Raw genomic sequence first — 23,828 nt, forward strand, 5'->3', positions numbered from 1 at the left:
TAGATGCATAAAGATTAAAGTTGGCTAGCGTTTTTTTTCGCAGATTAAATCAACAAAACACTCCTCATTTGCTATAATCGATACACTTAATTGCAATACCCAATAAAAACGTGGATTTTTCACGCTTTTTTTATATTATTTCTAATCTATGCTTAACCGTATTATTAGTGATAATTCCTTATACGGAGTTTATATAGTTTCATGAGAAAGTTGTTATCTTCACCTGTTAATATGCCCTTGTCTGATGCTGAAAATCAGGTTTATCAAAATGCCCTTAAATATGTCACGCCATTGAGCCTAAATTTAATGGCGGTTAAAGTGACACATCGTCCAGATGATTTTCTGGGCTGGTGTGGCGAGTTGGCCCGACTATGTCGTGAAGAACTTAATAAGGATCTTTTAGAAGATGAGCAACTTTTACCGCTTAAGAAGCTACAAGATATTCTTGAAGCTGGCTTTACGCTTAGTCAGTTTAAAATGGCTAGAATTGCCCCTTGGCCTATATTTGCCAGTTTTATTGAACAACAAAGCACGATTCATGCTTTAGATGAACGCTTACGTTTATTGAATTATCTTGACGAAATTCGTCAACAACCTTTAGCAGACTTAATTATTGAAGACCGTTTAGCTTTTTCTGGTAAGCACACAACTCAGCATGACTACAGCATTTATAATTTTGATGTTGAATGGTTTGCTGGCACTAAAGGTGCAAAAGTTTTTCATACCTTGCTTGAGCAGTCACCTGAAAAATTTGATACGGCATTAGCGCACATTCCTTTAACTGGAGAAGTAAGTCATGCAAACTACCAAAGCTTTGTGAATGACTTCCAACAAATTTTTAAAGAATATACCCAAACAAAAGCCCAAGGCGAAAAAGCACCTTTAGCGGTAGCTACCCGTCTGTTAGCGATGCGCAGACCGGATCAATTTATTGCATTAAATAACAATAAAATTGATATTCTTTGCCAAGGCTTATCGATTGCTAAATTAAAAAATACAGATTTTTCATCTTACTGGCATGACATGATTGGTACTATGCGTACTTTCGCATGGTGGCATCAAGCAGAACCAGAGATAGTTGAAACAAACAGTGTTGCAAATGAGGGCGAAGAAAGCTCTCAAGATGAAGCTACTGGCAACAAAGAAAATCGTGAACTTAACCTTTGGAAAAATCGTGCGGTATTAATTGATTTGTTTTTATTTGCTGATGCTGACTTAGCACCAAATTCAAACTACATTAAGTTACGTGAAAAAATGCTTAATAAAGCGAAGTCGAAGTCAAAGGCGACGCCTAAAAAACGTAGTAAAGAGTCAGCTGAAATATTAGTGGACAAAGCGCTTACCTCAGAAGATCTTCCTGCGTACTTACAGGGCAAACGTGACTCAATTATTATTCAGGTTAAAAATGGTAAAAGTGTTGAACAAGCTATCGGTTTAATGCGCGCAATTTTTGGCTAATTAATCGCTATTTTTATGCTCAATTGATTGGAATCGACTTAGGTCCATTCAAATTTGCAGCTAACTAATTTAGGGCGTATTTTCACGTTAAGTTAAATTACGCCTTTGAGTTTTTATCAACACCGTTAATCTTCACCTTTGACCAAAACTGACGATTCTTTATATTATCAAGAACAAAAGAATGAAGTCTCCTTATTTGAATATGCCTATCACCATCAATTACCCGTATTAATTAAAGTGCCAACAGGTTGTGGTAAAACGCGTTTCATTGCCTATATGGCAGAAAAACTCAATAAGCCCCTTCATACTGCTTCTTGATTAAAGAACTAGGGATAGATCCCCATTTAGCTTTGAAATTAGTTGAACTTGCCCAAGCTTTTGGGTAAAAGAAAAAGTAGCTAGCTAAGTACCGCTATATGTTGATTAATCAGCAAAAATTAAAAGCCAGCTACTGAAAAGTAACGGGCTTTTTATGTTTAGGATGGTCTTTCTCAGACATCCTACTTCCAAGGCATTTTTACATCCTTACATTCCAATAGTCATAGTTTGTTGATACTAAATAACAGGCATAAAAAAACACGAGGCTGATATAATCAATCTCGTGCTTTATTTAATAGACCTATGGTCTAACCGTTATTTTTTGTAGCTAGAAGCAATGTTATCCATGCGTTCATTAGCATTAGCAACAGATTTTTTAACACCTTCTATTGTTTTTGTATTCATTGTTTGCTGACTTTTTACATCGGCAACTTCATCCGTTAAGGCATTAACTTTATTAGTTAGTGAATCAACCTTTTGGTTTAGGCTACTTACACTTGCTTCTAAAGCGTCAGTGTTAGCACAGCCCGTTGCTGTCATGATAAGTGCGGCTAGAGCAATAGTTTTAATTAACATAGTGTTTTCCCTTTTATTATATTTTAAAGATAAGTATGGCATAATATAATAAATTTATAGCACATTATTTATTAATATTTACTTGGCTGATTTTTGAATAACTTCTTCAATTTTATTGGCTAATAAATCAATTTTCACTTCGAGTTGCTTATTATGATCAAGTATTTCTTTATTTTGTCGGCGCAACTCTCTATTTTTAACGTCTGTGTTAGAAAATCCAAAAAAACGATTAATAAACTGCGCGCCAATAAAGCTCATTAATCCAACACCAATATAGAACATACACATAACAACGACCCTGCCACCTGTAGTTACAGGATAGTAATCACCGTAACCTATGGTACTAGAGCTCACTTGTAGCGCCCAGAAAGCATCATTATATGTTTTAATATTGGCCGTTGGTGCTGGTAATTCGAAATGCAGTAACAGTTTCGCTGCACCAGCCATAATCAAATAGAGTGTCAATATTGTTAAGATTAATATATATCGAGATTTATAATTCTTAACACCAAATTCATCGATAGTGTAATGTTTAAGTCTATGGCTCATTATCATAATGTTTATAATTTCATTTTTGCAGTTAACTATTATTGCTTTGCGTAACATGTAGAATTAAATCATCCATTAATTTACGCTTTATTTCAAGTTGTTGTTCAGGATACAGACCGTATTTTAATGCTAAAATTTGGTAATCATCTTGTCCTAAACTTACGGTTAAACGAGGTCGTTTAGGTCTTTTATTTGTTGGTAGGCCTAGAATATCACGAATTTGGTCTGATGGACTCAGACCGGCATGTAATGCTTGAGTACGAATTGCTAATTGAATTTTTTCATCCATATCAAAAGCTACTTGCACCGCTTTGACTGCTTGAATTGAAGATTGCCATTTTTCAGGTAATTTTCTGCTCACAAATTAGCTCCCCGGGAAAATGTCGATAATATCAGAAGTTGGACGGTATAACGTAATAAATAAGTCGGTATCACCATCTTGCCATACTTCAATATCAATACCGCGCGATTGCTCTTCATCAAGTAAGCTGTAAAGTTCAAATTGCTCGCCTGCTTCATTTCCTTCATAGGCGCTTAAACTTTCACTACGATTATCTCTGCGGTGAAAATAACCTACTTTTGCAAAAACTTGTTGCTGGTATTGTGGACTGCTCCAGCCTGACGTTAATAAAGAATCTGACTTTCTCTCTAGAAAGGCTTCGCCAGGTTCATCAAATATTGTGGCAAACTCATCTAAATCGAACAGTGATTCGATATCTTGGTGCTGAATTTTAAGGGCAAATTTAAGGTAAGTTTTATCATCACTTTCGATGGTTAAGTAAAGCTCAAGGTTGTTCGCACCTTGTAAAACCCATTCAGTTTGTGTGTTATTTTCAAATTCATAGCAGTTAATGGCTGATACTTGAAACTGTTGTTTACGTAAGGACTCAGGTAAGGCGAAACTGTCGGTCAGCACAATAATATCTTTAATCTTTAACTCTTCAGCTGAGTTAACTTGGCGTTCGTCTTCTTTCTTTTTAAATAGTCGCTTTAGAAAACTCATATTCAGATCCCAAAAATCCGCCTAGTTGTTGGGAGGAAAACAGCTAGGCGGTTAAAACGGTATTCGTTAGTCAATAATGGCTAACGAGCATGTGTGTTACTTTTGTTTAGCTTTTAAACGGTCTAATACTGAATTTGCACTATTATCTGTGCCTCCAATACCGGCTTGCTTAAGTTGAGCAGCTAATGAATTATCTGAGTTTTCAGATTCTAACACTTCTGCAGCTTTCATTTGATCATCAAACTTCTGCTGTTTAGCTTTAATACGTTCTAAAGAATCTTTAGCATTTAACAGCTTAGAATTACTTGATGAAAAGTTATCTGTGATTGCCGATGTTGCTTTTTGAACACTTTCTGTTGTTTTAACCATAGAAAGTTGACGTTTATATTCACCTACTTGGCGCTCACTTTTCTTCACTAGTTCTTTTAAACGATTAGCACTACCTGAAAAACTATCAAGTGCTTGTTGTTGAGATGCTAGATCATTTTCCAAGTGAGAAATTTTTTCAGCAACAGCTAATGCTAACGTTTCATCACCTTTTTCAAGGGCTTGTACTGCATAGCCTTCATGTTCAGTTACTTCACGCTTCAAACGGTCAACTTCACGGCTTGATGACATTTGTTGAGCCATAACACCAGTAAGGTCACGTTTAGCTTTAGTTAAGTGATTTTCTGAATCACGAATCTCTTGTTCAAAAATGCGGGTAGCGTTTGAATCAACAATTGATTCTCCAACTTCTGAAGCGCCACCTCGAATTGCGGTCATTATCTTTTTAAAAATACTCATAGTTTTTTCCTTAGGGTGGTTAATTAAATTAGGTACTCGCCCATATCATCTATAATTTCCATCGCGTTATTACTTAAAACGCCTAATTCGTGTTCAATGTCATGAAAAGATGAATTAATAGATAGGGCACCAAAAATTACGTATTTATCACCAATTTTTGAAAATGATGATAAAGGCATCGGAATATTCATTTCTAACATGCTTACGTGCATGTCTTGTAGGTATTCAGGTTTTACTTCTTCTACACCCCATAAATAGGTGATACATAGTATTTGATCATCGGTTACAGAAACAAAAATTGGTAATTCTTCACGGTCGATAACAGTAATTTGTAAAACGTCCACTTCGCCTGAAATAGGCTGACAATCAAAAACCATCCCGGTTTCAGAATTGTCCGCTAAGCTATTTAAGTGATCAGCAATTTTATGAATGTTCATGTGATTCCTTAGTCTGTATTTTTCGTTAATAAATCTAAAAGTGAATATCTCTCAGACATATTATGTCGTTGAGGTAAATTTAGCACTTTGACATAATATGTCAAGAGCCGATTTGCATTATTTGCTATTTATTTGTCATTCTTGTAAATAAGCATTATTCAAACCTTGTTGATCACGCCATGCTTTTTGGTGTAATTGATAAATATTATGGCTACCTAAATAGTTAATAGGAACATCTGCTTGGTTCTTATAAAAGCTTTTCGAAAATTCGAATGAATTAATCACCATAGGTAATGTTAGCCAATGATGTTCAATTGGTAATTTTTCTAAAGACTGTAAACGGTTAAGTGGGCTAGCACCCCGTTTTGACGCTATCGTCCAACCCCATTCGCCAAAGCTTGGCACATTATCGTGATATTGCTGAACGTGAGCGAATTTAGCCGCTTTTACTGTTTTTCCAATCGCAATAAAAGCATCTTTTGCATGATATGGACTTGCCGATTGTATGCCAATTAAGCCATCACCCGCGAGTAACTGATGTAAGCGCGCATAAAAATTAACAGAATAAAGTTTATTTAAATCAGGGTGGCTAGGATCAGGTAGGTCAACAATGATGCTATCAAAGGTTTGTTGTTGTTTTAACAAGGTATCAATTGCTAAAAAGGCATCTTCATTAATAATCTTTACCCTAGGGTCTTGTAAGCTTTTCTGCGTTAGCTGATTAAGTTGAGTAGCCAACGATGGTGATAACTTTTCGGTAGGATCCAAAAATATTTGCATTAATTCGGCGTCTAAATCAATTAAGGTGACTTTTTTGGGTGACCACTGCAAGACATCACGCAATGCTAATCCATCACCACCGCCAATGATTAATATATTGTCATGCCTAGCAGAACCAGCCATAACAGGACTGACTAAATAACTGTGATAAATAAACTCATCAGCAGACGAAAATTGTAAACGGCCATTAAGATAAAAGTTAATCACACTTGGCTGTTCTGCTCCCATATGTCGTTGGGTAAAGTTTAATTGTTGATAGCGGGTTTTATCGGTATAAACAACTTTATCTAAGTAGAGCAAGTTACTCATTTGATTTAACCAGCTATTACCTGACTGATAAATAACGCCAATGGCGATCAATAATAAAATATGAAGTGAAACTAAGGTTTTTCGCCAGGAGAGTTTATCCCAAAAATGAAAGATAAAAATACCACCGACAATGAGGTTTAAGGCAGCCGTTAACGCACTGGCTTTACTGATATCAATAGATAATAAAAAAATAACCCAAATTGCAGCACCGATACCGGCCCCAACATAATCGGCACCGTAAATAGTGCCTAGGTTATTTTTTAAATGTTTTTGGTGAATTGATTCTCTAATACGTGCGATAAGGGGAATTTCCATACCAATGAAAAAACCTAAGATGAAACCAAAAAAATAGGGACTATTAAAAGCAAGCTGCGATAGTTGTTTTAAAAACCCACCCTGGGGCATAGAGTCGGGTGGCAAATTAAAGGTGTCTGCTAATACTTGCGGGAACGTTTGAGTGATTGCTATTAAGCCACCAATAATTAAAATTGAGCTGCAACCTAAAAACGCTATGGTAAGCTCTAACCAAACAAAACCTTTGAATGCACAGGTGATCTTTCTTGCGGCAAAAGCACCTAGACCCATGGCGACAATCATCAAGCCTATCATGGCATAAATAGTACTTTCCATCGCGCCTAAGACACGACCAGCATAATGGGATAAAAGGTATTCATAGATTAAACCACAACCAGCTAAAACGGCCATGGTTAAAATAAGCAGAGTATCGTTCCAAAATAATTGTTTTTTATTCATAGTTATAAAGTACCTAGCACCATTAAATAAGGTCAATGGCTAATACTGTTCTTCCTGAAGATAAAAAAGCTTTAAGCGCTTATGCCCTTAAAGCTTTTTTGGTAAAAGAGGGGAAGGTTATGCCATCAATGCGGTTAAAATGAGAGCAATTGAAATACTCGTTGCCATTTCAACACAAGCAACGCCTATATTTTGTTGTTGATCAACTTCTTCAACTAAGTTAATTCCCCACAGTACAATACGTTTGGCAATGGCTGTTAATATTGCGACTAAGAGAGTCACCACAACAGCAAATACAAACCAAGAGATTAAATTATAAAATAAAGTTTCAGGTGAGTAGGTAAGAAAATGACTCGCAGCGGTAACAGCTAAAGCAGTACTAATTAATTGGCCAGTATAACGTATAGCAATTGCGGTTTGTCCACGTGTAAATGCTTCTTGTAAGCAATCGCCTTGATTATTTTTTGCGTATTGGCGCTCTTTTAAGCGGGTAACTAATAATAAAATAGCTTGAGAGATAATAAAGCCGGCAATGATGGCAATAAAGGTATCAACGTTTAAACCATGAACCCAAAGTAAAACCGCTCGAATGATGATAGCGGTCGCAATGGCACCTGCAGCATCAACAATACCTACGGTTAAATTCTCATTTAGAATTTCTTGTGTTTTATTGAGGCGTTGCAGTGATAATTTATCATGGATAACACGTCCAATTTTTATCAGTATCAAGCCTAATGTACCATAAGCGAACATGCCAACAAATTCCATCCAGTAGCTTGGCGCATTTTCCCCACTGATTGCACCAGTAAGGACAATACCTAAGGCGGCAACACTCCCAGCGACACTGATACCAAAAGCAAAGTTATCTTTTTGGGCTAACTCTTGCGTAGAGTTAACTTTAGCCGATAAACCCGAAATAAAACGCATTGCACCTAATAAAACAATCGCAATAGAAATATCAATAACTAAGTAAATTAATAGATCTTGATTTAGGGCAGTAATTTCAAAAAATGTATTCATGTTAATTCCTATATCCTACTCGTTATTTGCCGCGTCTAAAGCTGCGAGATGTGGTGCTTTTGCTGTTTCTAAAGCTGGAGCTTTTTGAGTAGCTAGACTTCTTTGCGTATGAACTATTGGTACTAAATCGTTTTGCACTGGTTTGTGCCGTACTACTTTGTTTAGAAAGGCTAGATGACCCCGTTCTACTTTTACTGTAAGTACTGTTATATTTTTGACCGCGGCTTTGAAATGATTTTTTTGTACGGGTATCTAAATCATTTTGTTTTTTTAATTGGCTTGGTGAACTATAACGAGTTCGGCCGTAATCGTTATAATAACTGTAATTTCTTGAACGTCCCCAATCATTATACGAAGTTCGACGTGAGCCAAATACATCACCCATCATTGAATACATGCCATACCATGCCCAAAAAGACATACCATTGCTACCTTGCGTCCAACTACCATAACTTGGGTTGCCAATTAACTGTTCTCCGGTACCAAAGTCCTGAGCATTATTGGCTTGTTTACTTTGTGCTTTTGATAACGAGTTAACACGCGGCAAAACCCCATCAGACATGTCAGCAAGCACATTAAGTGGATCGCTTAATGCGTCAGAGTAAAGTACGGGGTCAGCGGCAAGATAAATGTTGACCAGTTCATTGAAAATATCTTCTTTACTGGCAAACATACTCGGTTGATTTTTAATGGTTCCTAAACGGTCAAGTAGCGACAAATACATCGGACCTTTAGTCGTCGCATCTTTGTCAAATTCGTTAATTAATTGTGTAAGATGAGGTTTTTGCTGTTTAAGTTTTTCAGCATATTGATGAATTAAACTGGCATTACGTACCTGACCATCAGTTAAGGCGTCAGCTAATTGTTGAATACGAAGCTCAGTGATTGGCGTTTGTTGTCTAATTTTTTCTTCGAAGGGATCAGAGCAACCGACTAAGAAAATAATCAAGCTTAAAAAAGCGTATTTGATGTGTTGCATTCCTGCCATAGTGTCCTCAAAAATGCTATTGTTAAAATATACTCAGGTTATTTGAGTACGAATTTACTATCTGTATATGTAATATATAACACATTATTAATAGCATCATAGACATAATATGTCTATTAATTCGTGATTTCATTTGAAATTCTTCTTCCTTATCTTTTGCATAGTTAACAAATGAGTCATTAAATGAATAAATTAACTCAGCTACCAAATATACTCTCCCTGCAACAGCAAAAAAGCACACAATTGTTTAATCATCAATACCCGCAAGCAACCGCCAATTTGTCCGAGCAACAACTCGCTGACTTTCATCAAGCATTAATGGCAAGTGACTTTATATTAAACAGTGCGTTGCAGTGCCCAGATATTGTAGTGTCTTTATTTTCAAGCGAACGTGTTTACCAAACTGACTGTCCCAATTATCAGCAAATGCTTACCGAGCTGATTACCCCTTGTGAAAGTGAAGAACAATTACATAAAATATTACGGCAGTTTCGTTTACAAGAGATGGTTAATATTGCCGTTGCTGACTTGTTATTTGAGCTTGAATTAACCTTGTCGTTAGAGCGTTTATCCGAACTCGCTGATCAGCTTATTTTAGCTGCATTAAACTGGTTAACATCACTTTGCCAAGAAAAGTGGGGTATACCCAAGAGTAAAAATGGTGAGGTGCAACAACTGTTAGTTTATGGGATGGGCAAGCTAGGTGGGCGTGAATTAAATTTTTCTTCTGATATCGACCTTATTTTTACCTACCCAGAAATGGGGGAAACACGAGGTGCTAGGCGTAGTCTCGATAATCAGCAGTTTTTTATTCGTTTGGCACAAAAATTAATTACTGCCTTACATCAAAAAACGGCCGATGGTTTTGTTTACCGCGTTGATATGCGTTTACGTCCTTTTGGTGAAAGTGGTCCGCTTGTTTTAACCTTTAATGCCATGGAAGATTATTATCAAGAGCAAGGGCGTGACTGGGAGCGCTATGCGATGCTCAAAGCGCGTCTTATTGGCCAAGGTAAATATCATGACCAGCTTTCAACCATACTCAGACCTTTTGTTTATCGTCGCTATATCGATTTTAGTGTTATCGATAGCTTACGCCGCATGAAAATGATGATCGCCCAAGAAGTGCGTCGTAAACAATTAAATAACAACATAAAACTGGGTGCAGGTGGTATTAGAGAAGTTGAATTTATAGTGCAAGTGTTTCAACTTATTCGTGGTGGGCGGATAAAAGAACTGCAACACCGCCGCTTATTAACGGTGTTACCTATTTTGGTCGAGAAAGAAGTTATCACCGCTGAGAATGAAGCCGTGCTGACCGATGCTTATTGTTTTTTACGACGAGTAGAAAATATTATTCAAGCGTTAAATGATCAACAAACTCAGACCTTGCCAGATAATGCCTTGGATCAAACACGGTTATTATGGGCACTTCATCATAAACAATGTCAAATATGGCCAGATTTTCTTGAATTCTTAGCGTTGAAAATGAATAGCGTTCATCAGGAATTTTGTGCACTTATTGGCGAAGAGAGTCCTAATCATCAAGCGAAAGATCAGCATTGGACAGCATTGTGGGACAGTAAATGGTCAAATGAGGAGAGTGTTGCTTGGATCGAACAGATCAGTGTCTTCGTTGATGCTAAAAAAATATGGAGTTTGCTCGCTGAATTTAGAGCTGAGATGGAAAAGCGCAGTATCGGAAATCGAGGGCGCGGGGTGCTTGATAAATTAGTACCCGTTTTAATGTGGCACATACAGCAAGAGCATAGTGGTCACTTTACGCTAGAACGAGTCTTAATTATTTTTAATAAGATATCAACGCGTACCGCCTATATTGAATTATTATTTGAAAATGAAGGTGCATTGAAGCACTTAATTAAACTGTGCCATCAAAGTAGTTGGATCGCAGAGCATATTGCCAAGTATCCGATATTATTAGATGAATTAATCGATCCTAAATTGTTACACAATCCACCAGAACTGAGTAGTTATTCTGCTGACTTAAGACAAGCAATGTTGCGGATACCTGAGGATGATCAGGAGGCACAAATGGACATGTTAAGGCAATTTAAGCAAGCCCAACAATTGCGAATTGCGACTGGTGATATTTGTGGGATTTTACCCGTAACTAAAGTTAGCGATCATTTAACCGCTCTTGCCGAAGCTATTATCGAAGAAGTTATTCATTTAGCTTGGCAACAAATGGCTCAGCGTTTTGGCGTGCCCACGTCGACAGTTGGCGAAAACCACAAAGGCTTTTCTGCGATCGGCTATGGAAAAATGGGCGGTATAGAATTAAGTTATAGTTCCGATTTAGATTTGGTTTTTGTTCATAATAGTCACAGTAATGAGGTTACTAACGGTTTAAAGCAGATCCCCGCTTCGCAATTTTACATGAAACTAGCACAGCGCATCATGCATATTTTTAATACACGTATGGCCAGTGGTATTTTATATGAATTAGATATGCGACTGCGTCCTTCTGGTAACTCTGGTTTGTTGGTCGTCCATGTTAATGCTTTTGCACAGTATCAGCGAGAAGAAGCATGGACATGGGAACATCAAGCGTTAGTCAGGGCTCGCACTGTATATGGTAACCTTGAATTAGCGAATAAGTTTTCAGCTATTAGGCAAGAAATACTGACCTGCGTCCGTGAACGAGCAATTGTTAGTGCCGATGTCTTAAAAATGCGTGCAAAAATGCGTGCGCATTTAGATAAATCAACATCGGCTGACACTGACATAAAGCAAGGCGAAGGTGGGTTAGTTGATATCGAATTTTTAGTCCAATTTCTTGTGCTTAGCGAAAGTGCAAAGCACCCAGAGCTTTGCAAATATTCCGATAACTTACATTTACTTAAAGGGCTACAACGCTGCGGAGTAATAAGCTCAGAGCAACAAAAGCAGCTAACGACTAGTTATTGCACGTTACGTGATTTCGGTCACCACGCGACCTTGAAAAATGAACAGCAATTATTGACTAAGGTCGACTTTGAGGCAATAGCTGAAAACGTTGCTGCTATTTGCTTGTCATTGTATGAAGAATCTTTATAGATATGCCTGATAACTACAAAGACGTTATTATTTAGCGTCTTTGAGACTTTTGCGGCAATAAAATACACTCTTCATCGAGGTAGGGTATATCTAAATCAATCAGTACTATGGCTCGTTGTTGATGACAAAAATAGACCTTAATACCTTCGCGAAAATGTCCTTCAACCGCTTTACCAACTTGGTAAGCTGTTTTGATGATTTCTTTATTAATGCGAAAAGGATCTTTGACCAAAAAATCTCTATTTAACCACCAAATAACTTCTAAACCCTCACTATTTGCATATTCTGAAAGTTTTTGAAACAGTGTTTCACCTAAGCGAAATGGGTGGTTTTCATTGGTGCCACGCCAATTTTTTCGTAAGGGACGTGTGACCATACGACGAGCTTCTAGTAGGTTGACAATGTCACCCTTTGGCTCTTGTAAGTAAACTATATTATTGCGAATTTTTGGACCTGAACTGCCATCGTCACCATGTAAGTTTGCGTAAAAGCGAGATAGACCATCTGCTGCCGCATTATTACTTTTTATTTTTGAAGTCGAAGACTTTGTTGCCATAACGGCTTTATCTGCTGGTCTAATCGGCGTAAATTCTGCTTTTGCCTGTGTATCATCCGACAAAGAAGAAAATAGATCTTCTTGGTTTTCAAATAATAAAAAAGCTAAAGCAATTAGAATTGAGCCAAAAATAATGTTGCGTAACCAAAAGTTCATATAAGGCTTTCTTAGTTATGAGGCCATATGGAAAATTCCAGTATGGTGTACCTATATTAAATACTACCATACTGAAAAGTTGTTATTTATACAACGCTGATGATTTCAACGATGATTTATTTGTAGAGTGAAGGGGCATTTTTATTAGGTCTTGTTTTAAAACGTCGATGTAACCACATATATTGTTCAGGTTTAAACATAATCGCTTTCTCTAGCTCTTGGTTGATGCGAATAACATCAGCCTCATCATTATCGGTAGGGAAATTCTCCATCATCGGCTTTATTTCTAAAGTGTATCCGCTGCCATCATCATTTCTGGTCGGTATGAGTATGTGATTTTGTACGTTTTTCTGGCGAGCAAAAATTAATGTACCTGTGGTTGTTGCAGCATCAGGTACAGCAAAAAAAGGCACGAATAAACTACGGTTTCGACCATAATCTTGATCGGGCAAATAAACACAAACTTCTTTATCACGTAGTGCCTTCATTAAACCCTTAACGTCGCGTTTACCCAACATATATTTATTGGAGCGGCCACGACCTCTAAATTGAAAAAATTCCATCAGTTGATTATTGTGGGGGCGATAAAAAACCACTGTAGGGTGGCCAGTACCTATGCCACGACAGTTAATTTCTACACTTAAGTAGTGCATAGTTAAGAGTAAAACACCTTTACCTTCTCGATGGGCTTTTTCTAGGTGCTCAAGGCCAACAACCTTTGTTTTTCGTCTAACACGCCAATCTGGCCACCACCAGCCCATGCCGGTTTCAAATAAGGCAATGCCGGTGTTTTCAAAGTTCTTCTTTAAAATATGGGTACGTTCTTGTGCCGACATTTCTGGAAAACACAGTTGCAAGTTTTTCATCGCTACCGTTTTGCGACTTGAGCCTATTTTATACAGTAAACGCCCGAGCATCCTGCCGAGCATTAATTGTAATTTATAAGGCAACCATGAAATGGTATAGAGAATAATTACTCCAAACCAAGTTAACCAATACTTAGGTAATAGGAAGGATATTTTAAAATCAGGTTGTAAAACTTTATTTTTACTCACGGGATGATGTCAACTCATTGAAATTCATGTGATACAATATTAACCATTATATCTGTATATCCATAAAGAGTTAAGAGGCATAGGATGAAAGTAGACATTCCCGCTTTTGAGCAAGCAAGTGTGTTGGTTGTTGGTGATATTATGTTAGATCGATATTGGTACGGTCCAACACATCGTATATCTCCAGAAGCCCCCGTTCCTGTAGTTAAAATTAATCAAGATGAACATCGCCCCGGCGGTGCGGCAAATGTTGCATTAAACATAGCTTCTATTGGTGGAAGAGCCACTCTTGTTGGCATTACTGGTGATGATGAAGCTGCTCAGCATTTGAAAAAAAAGCTATCTGCATTAAATATTCATTGTGAATTTGATCAACAAGCTAATATTCCCACTATCACTAAATTACGTGTAATGAGCCGAAATCAGCAGTTGATCCGCTTAGATTTTGAAGAGTCTCTTAGCGAAGTAAATAAAAATGTACTTGAAGAAAAAGTGGCTGCCCAATTGGTTAATCATGACTTACTCTTGTTGTCTGATTACAGTAAAGGTACGTTATCTGACGTTCAAAATTTAATTGCTATAGCTAAAAAGCAAGGGAAAGCTGTGTTAGTTGATCCCAAAGGTACCGATTTTGAACGCTATCGTGGCGCAACATTATTAACTCCCAACCTATCCGAATTTGAAGCTGTGGTTGGCGCATGTAAAACAGAAAATGATATTGTCACTAAAGGTCAGGCACTGTTAGTACATCTTGATTTAGAAGCAATGTTAGTGACGCGCAGTGAACAAGGAATGACCTTGCTTCGTCGAGATCATGACGAATTCCATTTACCGACTCGAGCGCGTGAGGTTTATGATGTAACCGGCGCAGGTGATACGGTTATCGCGACCCTTGCTTTGGCTATTGCAGCGAAAGCTGAATATACCCAAGCGAGTGCTTTAGCCAATATTGCTGCCGGTATTGTTGTTGGCAAATTGGGGACATCAACCGTTAGCGAGACCGAATTATTAGCTGAAATATCGACAGGACAAGAAAGTGGTTTTGGAGTTGTTAGCGAAGAGCAATTAAAAATAGCGGTTAAATTAGCAAAAGCTCGTGGTGAGAATATTGTTATGACCAATGGCTGCTTTGATATTTTACATGCGGGTCATGTTTCGTATTTAGCCCATGCTGGTACTTTAGGTACTCGTTTGATTGTTGCTGTTAATGACGATGCTTCTGTAAAAAGATTAAAAGGCAGTGGACGACCGGTTAACCCTACCGACAGACGAATGGCAGTTTTAGCTGGTTTAGGCGCTGTTGACTGGGTAGTCAGTTTTTCAGAAGACACCCCTCAACGTATCATAAGTAACATTCTCCCTGATATATTAGTTAAAGGGGGGGATTATAAAGTTGAAGATATTGCTGGCGGTAAAGAAGTGATGGCCAATGGTGGCACAGTTAAAGTACTTAACTTTGAAGAAGGTATTTCCACAACCGATATCATCAATTCTATTCGTTTGAAGTAGTCTACCTATTTTACCGATATTATTAACTCGATTAATACTGAAGTAATAAAGCGAAGCAATGAAAAAGCAGCTATATTAGCTGCTTTTTTCTTTAGAAACATCAGTAAGCTAAAGCGTGTTAGCTCTCTAAGTAATCTGTCGCTTTAACATTGAATTCAGCCAGTAAGTCATTAATCAAACGATTAATCTCTCCAGCCATTAAGGCAAAGTCTGCATCAAGTTTTGCTATAACGTCGTCACTATCGATATCGTCATTTTGTTCTTGTAAGACATCAAAAAACTTTAAACGTTTAATCGCTAGATCGTCACAAAGAATAAACGACATCGCTTCATCCCATTCAAGTGCTAATTTCACTACGTATTTATCAGCGTCTAAATGGGTTTTAATTTCATCGCTATCAAGATCTTGATTTTTAACGCGTACTACTGCGCCATCATCGCCTAAGGCATGAAACTCTGCTTCCATACCTAAAGTAAAGTTGTCGCCAATGCTTTTCTCGTTTAACCAGTCAGTCATCAATTCATCAGGCGCTTTTTCTGGTGAAACACTTGTTACAGGTAAAGTACCAATAACTTTGCGCAACAAGGCTAATAAATCTTCAGCTTTACCGCGGCTACCTGAGTTTACAACAATAAGGTTATGCTCAGCATTAATATAAGCATGGGTATCGGTAACGCGAGAAAACGCCCTAGGTAGTAGTTCAAAAATAATGTCTTCTTTAAACTGTTCTCTTTCTTTTTTAGTTGCGCTGCGTGCTTGCTCAACTTCAAGTTGAGCAACTTTTGCTTCAATCATATCTTTTACGACGGGAGCAGGAAGAATTTTCTCTTCTTTTCTTGCGCAAACCAAAAGGTTGCCGTTAGCGGCATGAACCGTTGAATGGCCATGTTTACCTAAAGCATTTACCCAACCAAAATGCGATTGTTCTGTTGATCCACAAGGGGTGAATAAATGTTCAGCTAAGTGTTTTTCTAATTGATCTTCTGATAATGCAAAAGGGCGAGTAAATGTGAAAAAGTATAGGTTTTTGAACCACATAGAAGTTTCCTGCGCCGCTGGAACACTAAGTGCACCGGCTGATAAATTTTAAAAGAGCAATATAGTAACTTAAATGTCAGCTATTAGCACTCACTTGCAGAGTCTTACCGTTAAGATATCGTGATAGAGAATATTTTAACGCATATCATTAAATTCAATATCATAGCTAAGACCTTGTCCAACCTCAGAATGTGCGACTATTGTGCCATTCAATGTGTCAGTAACTAATTCGTTAATGATATGAGTGCCTAAGCCTGTGCCTCCAGTACCACTTTTGGTGGTATAAAAAGGGTCAAATATTTGTGGTAATTTATTTTGAGGAACACCAACACCATTATCTTGGTAATGCAGATATAAACGTTCACCTTTTAGTTTTGCACCTATGGTAATCGTGCCATTCTCTATACCATCAAATCCATGGATAATTGAATTAATTATTAGGTTAGTAAATATTTGTGATATTGCCCCCGCATGGCAATAAATATCAATATTATCAACACAGTTTACGTTAATTGTATGTTTAGTTTTCTTTAATTTTGGCTGCAAAGATTGAATGATTTCATGCAGGTATTGTGCAACATTAATCTTGCGTGTTTTATTGCTGGTTTGATCAACAGCGACTTGTTTATAACTGGTGATCAAATCAGATGCGCGATTAAGATTGTTAAAGAGTAAATGTAAACTTTGGTCAGCATTTTTAGTGAAGTCATCTAATGATCGTTTGGTTAGCTTTTGGTCGTAGACATCACTTTTTAACGAATTTAACAAATCTGATAAATAACTGGTTGAGGTAATACTGACACCAATGGGGGTATTAATTTCATGGGATATTTCCGCGGATAATTTACCTAAAATAGCCATTTTTTCTGCATCAAGTAAACGTTCTTGCGCTTTTTTGAGTTCTAGAATCGAGTTTTTTAATTCTTGGTTGGTCTTTGTTAAGGTTTGTTCTGTTTGGCTGCGGCGAATATTTTCAGCTTTTAACTGTTTTTGTTGCTCGATAAGTTCACGCTGTTGTTTATTCATCTCAAGCATGGTGGTACTTAGTGATGATGTTTTTTTAGCGACTTCTTGTTCTAATACTAAATTTTGATCGTCAAGTTTATGATTTGCCATTAATATTTCTTGCTTTGCGGTACTCAGTCGATTTTGATATTGCACCAGCTCATCGAGCAGATTGTTGTAGGCTCTTTGTAAAATGTTCAGCTCGTTATTTTCATAACTCATGGTATGAAGCTTTGAAGCTTCGGGATCGTCTATATCAAAATGGTTGATTTGTTCAGTAAGTTCATTAAGCGGATTTGTTAATAAGCTAGAAAAGGCGAGGGAAAATAAAAAAACTAACGCGGCTGTCTTTACCATAGCATTACCGATTAAAAAATATATACCCACTTCAATACGATCGAAAATCACTTCATTACTTGATAAGAGAACGACGGTCCCCACTTTTGTTGTTCGACCAGAAAACTCAAAGATGAGTTGAAATGAATGGCCGAATAATCCTTCAGAAAAAGAACTAATGGCAGTAGATTCACTATTTAAGGTGGCTTTATCTGCTTGATTAAAAAATTCACCCTCGGAAAACTCACCTAATTGCGCAATGATTTGATCATATTCATCGGTAACCACAATTCCTTTTATCATAGGAATAGCGACTAATCCCACCGCAATATCAACAGCTTGCTGTGTATTTAGCTCCCAAACAGCACGAGTTAAACTGCTGCTAAATGTTTTTTCTAAGGTTAGTAATTCACTGTTTATGTGGCTCTTAGTGTTAATGTACTCAGCACCAATTTGCACGCAGGTGACAATAAAGGTTAAAACAAAATAAACCGAGAGCACTCGGGTCAATAGTTTTCGAGAAATGCTTGTTACCTTCATTTTATCTTCTTTATTGTGATACCTAGCTTAATTCTAGACATTTTACGGTAGGTTAAAAGTATTTTCTGCTATAAGAATGATTTTTATTCAATGTAAGGTGTTTTATCTCTTTTTAAACGAAATAATTTTTTATTTTAAATTGCTGTGACTTATGCGAAGTCTTTCTTAGCTAAATTTATCAAATTGTCATAAAATTTTAAAAAATAATTCATAATGTCACAAAATTGTCATATAAATTAGGCAGAATATGTGGAATATAATTAGTTAATTTAAATCGTTCTTAATATAAAAGACTCTGTCACCCAATAAGGTATATATATGAAATTTTCTTACAGCAATCTTGCAGCAGCACTATTATTAACTCTTTCTGTATCAGCGTTTGCTGGTGATGTTGATATCTATGGTAAAGCCAATGTTACAGTTCAGTCATCAGATGACGGCACTGGTACTTACTCTGAAGTTAAAAGTAACGCTTCACGTATAGGTTTTAAAGGTGGACAAGATTTAGGTAATGGCCTTGAAGTTATTTTTAAAGCCGAGTTTCAAGTTGACCTTGATGGTGATAGTGACAAGGGTGATAGCATTACTGACCGTAATCAATATATTGGCTTGAAAGGTAATTTTGGTGAAGTATTGTTAGGTATTAACGATACCGTACTAAAACAGTCACAAGGCAAGGTTGACTTATTCAGTGATTTAAACGCAGATATTAAACAGCTCTGGAAAGGTGAGAACCGCATGAGCGACACGGTTACTTATAAATCACCTAAGGTTAACGGTTTTCAACTGGGTGTTACTTATATTGCAGAAGATGAGGTTGATGGACAAAATGGCACCTCAATGGCCCTTTTTTATGGTGATAAAGCGCTTAAAAAATCTAAGATTTATGCTGCTATCGCGGTAGACTCAGAAGTAAAAGGTTATGATGCGGCCCGTTTAACTGTGCAGGGTAAACTTGCTGGTTTCACGTTAGGTGCTATTGTTCACAGACAAGAAAAAGTTTCTGATGGCAGTGATGTCGAAGGTTTCTTGTTTTCAGCAAAATATGGCTTTGATAAAATTACAGTTAAAGGACAAGTACAAACGGCTAATTATGATGGCGGCGATCACCGTTCAGGTATGACTGTTGGCGTGGATTACGCATTAGCGAAAAGTACTAAACTTTTTGCTTTTTACACGAGTTTTGATCTCGACAATGAAGCTGACCAAGATTACTTAGCGACAGGCATAGAATACAAGTTTTAATTAATCACCGTATAGTAAAGATAAAAAAAGCGACTTTTGGTCGCTTTTTTTATAACTAGTGCTTTAGATGAAGATTAATAAATTAAGCTTTTGGCATGAAGATAAATGAATTAAACTTGTTGTGTGTAATATAAATGTCATAAAAAGTTATCACAATGGTCAATAAGTAAAGTGTAGTTAGACAACGGGAAGTTTACATGAATAGACAAATATTGGTTGTTGAAGATGAAGCGCCGATCAGGGAAATGATTACTTTTGTATTAGAGCAAAATGGTTTTAATGCTATTGAAGCTGAAGATTACGAACAGGCAAAAGCAAAGATTATTGAGCCTTATCCTGATTTGATTTTATTGGATTGGATGCTGCCAGGAGGCACAGGTGTTAAGCTTGCTAAATCATTAAAACAGAATGAATATACGCGAGCTATTCCTATTATAATGTTAACTGCTCGTGCCGATGAAGACGACAAGGTTAAAGGTTTTGATGCGGGTGTTGATGACTATGTTACTAAGCCATTTTCGCCGAAAGAGCTTATAGCGCGTATCAAAGCTGTTATTCGCAGAGTTTCTCCTACGGCGCTCGAAGAAGCCATTGAATTTCATGGTATGAAACTTGACCCCATCGCCCACCGTGTTTCAATTAATGACCGCTCACTCGAACTTGGACCTACGGAGTTTCGTTTATTACACTTTTTTATGACTCATACCGAGCGTGTTTATAGCCGTGAACAATTACTTGATAATGTTTGGGGAACCAATGTTTATGTGGAAGACCGAACGGTAGATGTTCATATTAGACGATTACGCAAAGCGATTACTGGCGAAGGGCATGAAAATTTTATTCAAACCGTTCGAGGCTCTGGCTACCGATTCTCCGGAAAGCTTAAAACGAGTGCGTAATACATAAGTATGCATTTTATTATTATTTATAGGTAAAAACGACTCACTATGTATTTTCGTTTATCCGTAAAAAGTATTATCACGCGTTTACTGACTATATTGTCAGTAAGCGCGTTATTTGGTTTTTTTATTGGCCAAACTCTCCTCGTACTCTGTATCAGTACCTTGGTTATTTTATGTTGGCATTATCACCATTTACTTAAACTGATTAAGTGGCTGTGGCGCAGTAAGTCACTCTCTCCTCCTCAATCTGAAGGTATCTGGGGAAAAATATATGATGGCCTGTACCGACAAATCAGACAGCATCGCCACAAACAAAAACAGCTAAACGAAAGAATTAGAAAATTCAGGGATGGTGCTGAAGCATTACCTGATGCTGCCTTAGTTTTATCTGATGAATTAACTATTTTGTGGGGCAATAAAAAAGCTCAGCGCATTTTAGGTATTCGTTGGCCGAGTGATGTTGGTCAACGTATTGATAACCTCATTCGTTTTCCTGAATTCTCTAAATATCTAGAACTCGGTAATTTTGAACAGCCCTGTCATATTATTTCACCTATTAACAGCGAATTACAGTTAGAGCTGCGCTTAATGGCTTATGGCAGTGACCAAGTACTCTTTCTTGCCCGAGACGTCAGTAAAATTAAAAGATTAGAAGAAATGCGGCGTGACTTTGTTGCCAATGTTTCTCATGAACTCAAAACACCCCTTACCGTGGTGCGTGGTTATGTGGAAATGATACTGACCACTGAACATGCGCTCGAACCTCATTGGCAAAAAGCTTTTAGCACTATTGAAACTCAAGTATCACGTATGGACCGCTTAGTAGAACAGTTATTAGTTTTATCACGTGTAGAAAATCATGCCGATGAAGAAAATAAACAACTTGTTGATATGCCTAAACTAATTAAAACATTGGTCGATGATGCCACTTGGCTCAACCAAGATAAACAACACAAAATTACTGCTGATCTTAGTGAAGACTTATGGATTGAAGGCATAGATACTGAATTGAAAAGTGCTTGTGTTAACTTAATATCTAATGCTATTGCTTATACGCCTGCTCATGGTTCTGTACACATTTTATGGCAACGAAGTGGTAATAAGGCTAAGTTTTCTGTTAAAGATAATGGTCCTGGTATTCGCCCTGAACACGTTAACCGGATCACAGAACGATTCTTTAGAGTAGACAAGTCACGTTCTCGTGATACTGGAGGTTCAGGCCTTGGTTTATCAATTGTTAAGCATGTATTGCACCACCATAACGCTGAATTAGCGATTGAAAGTCAGTGGGGAGAGGGCAGTGAATTTATCATTTATTTCGAGGTACTAGATAAAAGCTAAGGTTATTATTTATGCTTATTTAATGAGAGGATAAAGTTTTAGAGTTCTCTATTCTCTCATTGATAAGCTCCCTTAGAAGCCATTATTTACTGGCATTAAGAGACTTTAAAGTGCAGTGTTAATTGGTTGAGTGCAGCAGCAATATTACTGATATCTTTACTAGAAGCTGATACTTGCTCAGCACTGGTTGAGTTTTCATTCGCGACATCACTAATTGCGGTAACATTTTTACTAATTTCATTTGAGACACATGACTGTTCCTCTACCGCGGTAGCAATGAGGTCTGTCATTTGAGTGATACTCTCTATCTCGCCATTCATTGAAGCAATAACGTCAGCAACATCTTGTGTCTTTTCAATTGTTTGTCGACAAACATCTTGGCTAACCTCCATTGCTTTTACGGCATCCGTAGATGCTTTTTGGAGTTTTTCTATCATTAGCTCAATGTTCTTTGTGGATTCTTGTGTTTTTGAGGCTAATGTACGAACCTCATCTGCAACCACGGCAAAACCACGACCTTGCTCTCCTGCTCTTGCTGCTTCAATAGCTGCATTAAGTGCAAGTAAATTAGTTTGTTCTGCAATTCCTCTGATAACTTCTAGCACCGAGCCAATATCATTAGAATCTTTTTCTAAATCTTGAATGATATTATTAGCTTGATATATTTCAACACCTAAATTATTTAAATCATCAATAGCTTGGCTAATTTTTGTATTTGCTTGCCCAGATGATGAGCTGGCTTTTTGTGCTGAGTAAGCTACATTTGCTGCATTATGTGAAACTTCATTGATACTTACAGACATTTGTTCAACTGCTGTGGCGATTTGTGCAATATTCGATTTTTGATTTTGTAAGCTGGTCGAAGACTGTAAACTTAGTGCACTAGTTTCCATTGCTACATGAGTAAGGTTATTACTATCATGAATAATTTCGCTAATGACATTACGCAGGTGAGTCGTCATACGCTGCATAGCTGCATAAACACTGGAATGATTACTATGCTCTATAAAAGAAATCATCAGATCGCCATCTGCAATAGTTTCTGATATTTTTTGCATTTCAGTAGGCTCTCCACCGAGCGGTTTTAAAATAGACTTCGCTGTTAAAAGTGCAATGATAATAATGCATAAAACACATAAAACTATAATGTAGAATATATTCTTATACATTTTATAAACAGGTAAAAAAGCTTCTGCCACATCAATCTCAGCCAATAACACCCACTTAATACCATTAATATTAATAGGGGTATATGAAGATAGTACAGGGTTGCTGTTATAATCATCTATAATTTTATTTCCTGTTTCGCCACTTAGAGCTAACTTTACAGCCTCTGTATCAACACCGTTTTGCTTTACATTTCCAGCAAAAGACGCTTTGACTGAGTGTGCTTTAGGGTCAAGGAATGAGTCTGAACGCATCAGTAAATCACTGCCTACTAAGTAACTTTCACCACTTACGCCCATTCCAGAACGCTGCTGCATCAAATGATTAATCTTGTCGATTGAAAGTTGTAAGGCAATAACTATTTCTACGCCACTGCTATTGGTATAAGGCAAAGCTATAAAGCCAGCGGGTTCATTATTGCTAGGTGCATAACGGCTAAAATCAGACATTGCAAAGTTTTTGTTATTACTAACTTTCTTATATAGTTTTCCTAAACCTGATTGATTATAGGCGCCGGTTAAAAGATTTGTTTGGTAATCAGCTTCTTTAGTTACGGTGTAGAAAATATCACCCTTTTTATCTATAAGAAAAAAGTCATAATATCCATAAGTATGAATAAAACTTTCAAAAAAATTATGGTTATTATTAGCGCTTGATTTAAGTGATTTAGCAGAAGAGAAATTCAACATATTTCCAACAGTTTCTGACAGTATCTTTATGTCACTTTTACGTTCATTAAAATAGTCTTCAATTTGAGTTTTTTTTATTTCACGTACGGCAGTTAATTGAGAAAAGACTTGTTTTTCGAGAGCAGAACTTGATATGTAGCTGGAAATTAAACCAACAGCCATCGTCGGTAATAATGCGATAGATAAAAATGTGATCAGTAATTTATTCTTTAAATTCATCATAATTCCTTTTATAAATAATGTAATCTGCCTAA

At 37.1% G+C, this 23,828-nt stretch carries 21 protein-coding genes; 7 read left to right on the forward strand and 14 right to left on the reverse strand.

Features of this window, described 5'->3' with window-relative positions:
- The first annotated feature begins 201 nt into the window (after window positions 1–201).
- Entirely contained in the window at window positions 202–1,458 is a 1,257-nt protein-coding gene (locus H4J67_RS04665; protein ID WP_182175852.1) for a hypothetical protein, read from the forward strand.
- A gap of 138 nt (window positions 1,459–1,596) precedes the next feature.
- Window positions 1,597–1,776: a hypothetical protein gene (locus tag H4J67_RS04670; RefSeq protein WP_220463316.1), complete on the forward strand. Its 180-nt coding sequence runs from the start codon at window positions 1,597–1,599 to the stop codon at window positions 1,774–1,776.
- 315 nt (window positions 1,777–2,091) lie between these two features.
- Here H4J67_RS04670 and H4J67_RS04675 read toward each other — a convergent pair whose 3' ends face one another.
- The 9 genes from H4J67_RS04675 to H4J67_RS04715 all read right to left on the reverse strand — a co-directional run bounded on the left by H4J67_RS04675 (window position 2,092) and on the right by H4J67_RS04715 (window position 8,977).
- Window positions 2,092–2,352 carry an LPP leucine zipper domain-containing protein gene (locus H4J67_RS04675; RefSeq protein WP_182175851.1) on the reverse strand — a complete coding sequence of 87 codons (261 nt, stop codon included), beginning with the start codon at window positions 2,350–2,352 and terminating at the stop codon, window positions 2,092–2,094.
- 78 nt (window positions 2,353–2,430) lie between these two features.
- Window positions 2,431–2,901 carry a potassium channel family protein gene (locus tag H4J67_RS04680; protein ID WP_182175850.1) on the reverse strand — a complete coding sequence of 157 codons (471 nt, stop codon included), beginning with the start codon at window positions 2,899–2,901 and terminating at the stop codon, window positions 2,431–2,433.
- 31 nt (window positions 2,902–2,932) lie between these two features.
- Window positions 2,933–3,262 carry a hypothetical protein gene (locus tag H4J67_RS04685; RefSeq protein WP_182175849.1) on the reverse strand — a complete coding sequence of 110 codons (330 nt, stop codon included), beginning with the start codon at window positions 3,260–3,262 and terminating at the stop codon, window positions 2,933–2,935.
- A gap of 3 nt (window positions 3,263–3,265) precedes the next feature.
- Window positions 3,266–3,904 (reverse strand): hypothetical protein, encoded by a 639-nt coding sequence (locus H4J67_RS04690; protein WP_182203020.1) that lies wholly within the window; start codon window positions 3,902–3,904, stop codon window positions 3,266–3,268.
- Window positions 3,905–4,000: 96 nt separating this feature from the next.
- Entirely contained in the window at window positions 4,001–4,690 is a 690-nt protein-coding gene (locus tag H4J67_RS04695; RefSeq protein WP_182175847.1) for a PspA/IM30 family protein, read from the reverse strand.
- A gap of 23 nt (window positions 4,691–4,713) precedes the next feature.
- A complete protein-coding gene (locus tag H4J67_RS04700; protein ID WP_070375922.1) occupies window positions 4,714–5,127 on the reverse strand; it encodes a YjfI family protein in 414 nt (137 codons plus the stop codon).
- A gap of 135 nt (window positions 5,128–5,262) precedes the next feature.
- Complete coding sequence (locus H4J67_RS04705) at window positions 5,263–6,969, reverse strand: polyamine aminopropyltransferase (RefSeq protein WP_182175846.1); 1,707 nt, start codon at window positions 6,967–6,969, stop codon at window positions 5,263–5,265.
- Between the two features lie 117 nt (window positions 6,970–7,086).
- Entirely contained in the window at window positions 7,087–7,989 is a 903-nt protein-coding gene (locus H4J67_RS04710) for a DUF350 domain-containing protein (RefSeq protein WP_182203021.1), read from the reverse strand.
- Between the two features lie 22 nt (window positions 7,990–8,011).
- On the reverse strand, window positions 8,012–8,977 hold the full coding sequence (locus H4J67_RS04715; RefSeq protein ID WP_182175844.1) for a hypothetical protein: 966 nt from the start codon (window positions 8,975–8,977) through the stop codon (window positions 8,012–8,014).
- Between the two features lie 183 nt (window positions 8,978–9,160).
- Here H4J67_RS04715 and glnE point away from each other — a divergent pair, with 183 nt between their 5' ends.
- On the forward strand, window positions 9,161–12,034 hold the full coding sequence (glnE, locus tag H4J67_RS04720) for a bifunctional [glutamate--ammonia ligase]-adenylyl-L-tyrosine phosphorylase/[glutamate--ammonia-ligase] adenylyltransferase (RefSeq protein WP_182203023.1): 2,874 nt from the start codon (window positions 9,161–9,163) through the stop codon (window positions 12,032–12,034).
- Window positions 12,035–12,065: 31 nt separating this feature from the next.
- On the opposite strand, the gene H4J67_RS04725 is transcribed toward glnE, so the two are convergent.
- Together H4J67_RS04725 and lpxL are read right to left on the reverse strand one after the other, a co-directional pair.
- Window positions 12,066–12,746, reverse strand: coding sequence for a TcpQ domain-containing protein (locus tag H4J67_RS04725; protein ID WP_182175842.1), 681 nt, complete (start codon window positions 12,744–12,746; stop codon window positions 12,066–12,068).
- A gap of 116 nt (window positions 12,747–12,862) precedes the next feature.
- Window positions 12,863–13,801 (reverse strand): LpxL/LpxP family Kdo(2)-lipid IV(A) lauroyl/palmitoleoyl acyltransferase, encoded by a 939-nt coding sequence (lpxL, locus tag H4J67_RS04730; protein ID WP_182175841.1) that lies wholly within the window; start codon window positions 13,799–13,801, stop codon window positions 12,863–12,865.
- A gap of 84 nt (window positions 13,802–13,885) precedes the next feature.
- Between lpxL and hldE the strand changes: the two genes are divergently transcribed.
- Complete coding sequence (gene hldE, locus H4J67_RS04735; protein ID WP_182203025.1) at window positions 13,886–15,310, forward strand: bifunctional D-glycero-beta-D-manno-heptose-7-phosphate kinase/D-glycero-beta-D-manno-heptose 1-phosphate adenylyltransferase HldE; 1,425 nt, start codon at window positions 13,886–13,888, stop codon at window positions 15,308–15,310.
- Between the two features lie 118 nt (window positions 15,311–15,428).
- Here the strand turns inward: hldE and rdgC are convergent, their stop codons facing one another.
- Window positions 15,429–16,349, reverse strand: a complete 921-nt coding sequence (gene rdgC, locus H4J67_RS04740; protein ID WP_070375929.1) for a recombination-associated protein RdgC — start codon at window positions 16,347–16,349, stop codon at window positions 15,429–15,431.
- A 135-nt stretch (window positions 16,350–16,484) separates the two neighbouring features.
- A complete protein-coding gene (locus tag H4J67_RS04745; RefSeq protein ID WP_182203026.1) occupies window positions 16,485–18,230 on the reverse strand; it encodes an ATP-binding protein in 1,746 nt (581 codons plus the stop codon).
- Window positions 18,231–18,548: 318 nt separating this feature from the next.
- Here H4J67_RS04745 and H4J67_RS04750 point away from each other — a divergent pair, with 318 nt between their 5' ends.
- From H4J67_RS04750 to phoR, 3 genes are all read left to right on the forward strand, one after another.
- Window positions 18,549–19,475: a porin gene (locus H4J67_RS04750; RefSeq protein WP_182203028.1), complete on the forward strand. Its 927-nt coding sequence runs from the start codon at window positions 18,549–18,551 to the stop codon at window positions 19,473–19,475.
- Window positions 19,476–19,672: 197 nt separating this feature from the next.
- Window positions 19,673–20,374, forward strand: a complete 702-nt coding sequence (gene phoB, locus H4J67_RS04755; protein ID WP_182175836.1) for a phosphate regulon transcriptional regulator PhoB — start codon at window positions 19,673–19,675, stop codon at window positions 20,372–20,374.
- A 48-nt stretch (window positions 20,375–20,422) separates the two neighbouring features.
- A complete protein-coding gene (gene phoR / locus H4J67_RS04760; protein WP_182203029.1) occupies window positions 20,423–21,718 on the forward strand; it encodes a phosphate regulon sensor histidine kinase PhoR in 1,296 nt (431 codons plus the stop codon).
- A gap of 95 nt (window positions 21,719–21,813) precedes the next feature.
- Here the strand turns inward: phoR and H4J67_RS04765 are convergent, their stop codons facing one another.
- The gene (locus H4J67_RS04765; RefSeq protein ID WP_182203031.1) at window positions 21,814–23,793 is read right to left on the reverse strand and encodes a methyl-accepting chemotaxis protein; all 1,980 of its coding nucleotides are present in this window, start codon (window positions 23,791–23,793) and stop codon (window positions 21,814–21,816) included.
- Between the last annotated feature and the right edge of the window lie 35 nt (window positions 23,794–23,828).

Source organism: Colwellia sp. BRX10-4, assembly GCF_014077465.1.
Lineage (GTDB): Bacteria > Pseudomonadota > Gammaproteobacteria > Enterobacterales > Alteromonadaceae > Colwellia_A.

What these genes read in the sequence shown, in the direction of transcription:
- glnE (WP_182203023.1), top strand. Translation starts at nt 9,161, where the DNA reads ATGAATAAATTAACTCAGCTACCAAATATACTCTCCCTGCAACAGCAA.
- H4J67_RS04675 (WP_182175851.1), bottom strand. Translation starts at nt 2,352, where the DNA reads ATGTTAATTAAAACTATTGCTCTAGCCGCACTTATCATGACAGCAACG.
- rdgC (WP_070375929.1), bottom strand. Translation starts at nt 16,349, where the DNA reads ATGTGGTTCAAAAACCTATACTTTTTCACATTTACTCGCCCTTTTGCA.
- H4J67_RS04765 (WP_182203031.1), bottom strand. Translation starts at nt 23,793, where the DNA reads ATGAATTTAAAGAATAAATTACTGATCACATTTTTATCTATCGCATTA.
- H4J67_RS04750 (WP_182203028.1), top strand. Translation starts at nt 18,549, where the DNA reads ATGAAATTTTCTTACAGCAATCTTGCAGCAGCACTATTATTAACTCTT.
- H4J67_RS04745 (WP_182203026.1), bottom strand. Translation starts at nt 18,230, where the DNA reads ATGAAGGTAACAAGCATTTCTCGAAAACTATTGACCCGAGTGCTCTCG.
- H4J67_RS04700 (WP_070375922.1), bottom strand. Translation starts at nt 5,127, where the DNA reads ATGAACATTCATAAAATTGCTGATCACTTAAATAGCTTAGCGGACAAT.
- H4J67_RS04710 (WP_182203021.1), bottom strand. Translation starts at nt 7,989, where the DNA reads ATGAATACATTTTTTGAAATTACTGCCCTAAATCAAGATCTATTAATT.
- phoR (WP_182203029.1), top strand. Translation starts at nt 20,423, where the DNA reads ATGTATTTTCGTTTATCCGTAAAAAGTATTATCACGCGTTTACTGACT.
- H4J67_RS04725 (WP_182175842.1), bottom strand. Translation starts at nt 12,746, where the DNA reads ATGAACTTTTGGTTACGCAACATTATTTTTGGCTCAATTCTAATTGCT.
- phoB (WP_182175836.1), top strand. Translation starts at nt 19,673, where the DNA reads ATGAATAGACAAATATTGGTTGTTGAAGATGAAGCGCCGATCAGGGAA.
- H4J67_RS04690 (WP_182203020.1), bottom strand. Translation starts at nt 3,904, where the DNA reads ATGAGTTTTCTAAAGCGACTATTTAAAAAGAAAGAAGACGAACGCCAA.
- H4J67_RS04715 (WP_182175844.1), bottom strand. Translation starts at nt 8,977, where the DNA reads ATGGCAGGAATGCAACACATCAAATACGCTTTTTTAAGCTTGATTATT.
- hldE (WP_182203025.1), top strand. Translation starts at nt 13,886, where the DNA reads ATGAAAGTAGACATTCCCGCTTTTGAGCAAGCAAGTGTGTTGGTTGTT.
- H4J67_RS04695 (WP_182175847.1), bottom strand. Translation starts at nt 4,690, where the DNA reads ATGAGTATTTTTAAAAAGATAATGACCGCAATTCGAGGTGGCGCTTCA.
- H4J67_RS04705 (WP_182175846.1), bottom strand. Translation starts at nt 6,969, where the DNA reads ATGAATAAAAAACAATTATTTTGGAACGATACTCTGCTTATTTTAACC.
- H4J67_RS04665 (WP_182175852.1), top strand. Translation starts at nt 202, where the DNA reads ATGAGAAAGTTGTTATCTTCACCTGTTAATATGCCCTTGTCTGATGCT.
- H4J67_RS04680 (WP_182175850.1), bottom strand. Translation starts at nt 2,901, where the DNA reads ATGAGCCATAGACTTAAACATTACACTATCGATGAATTTGGTGTTAAG.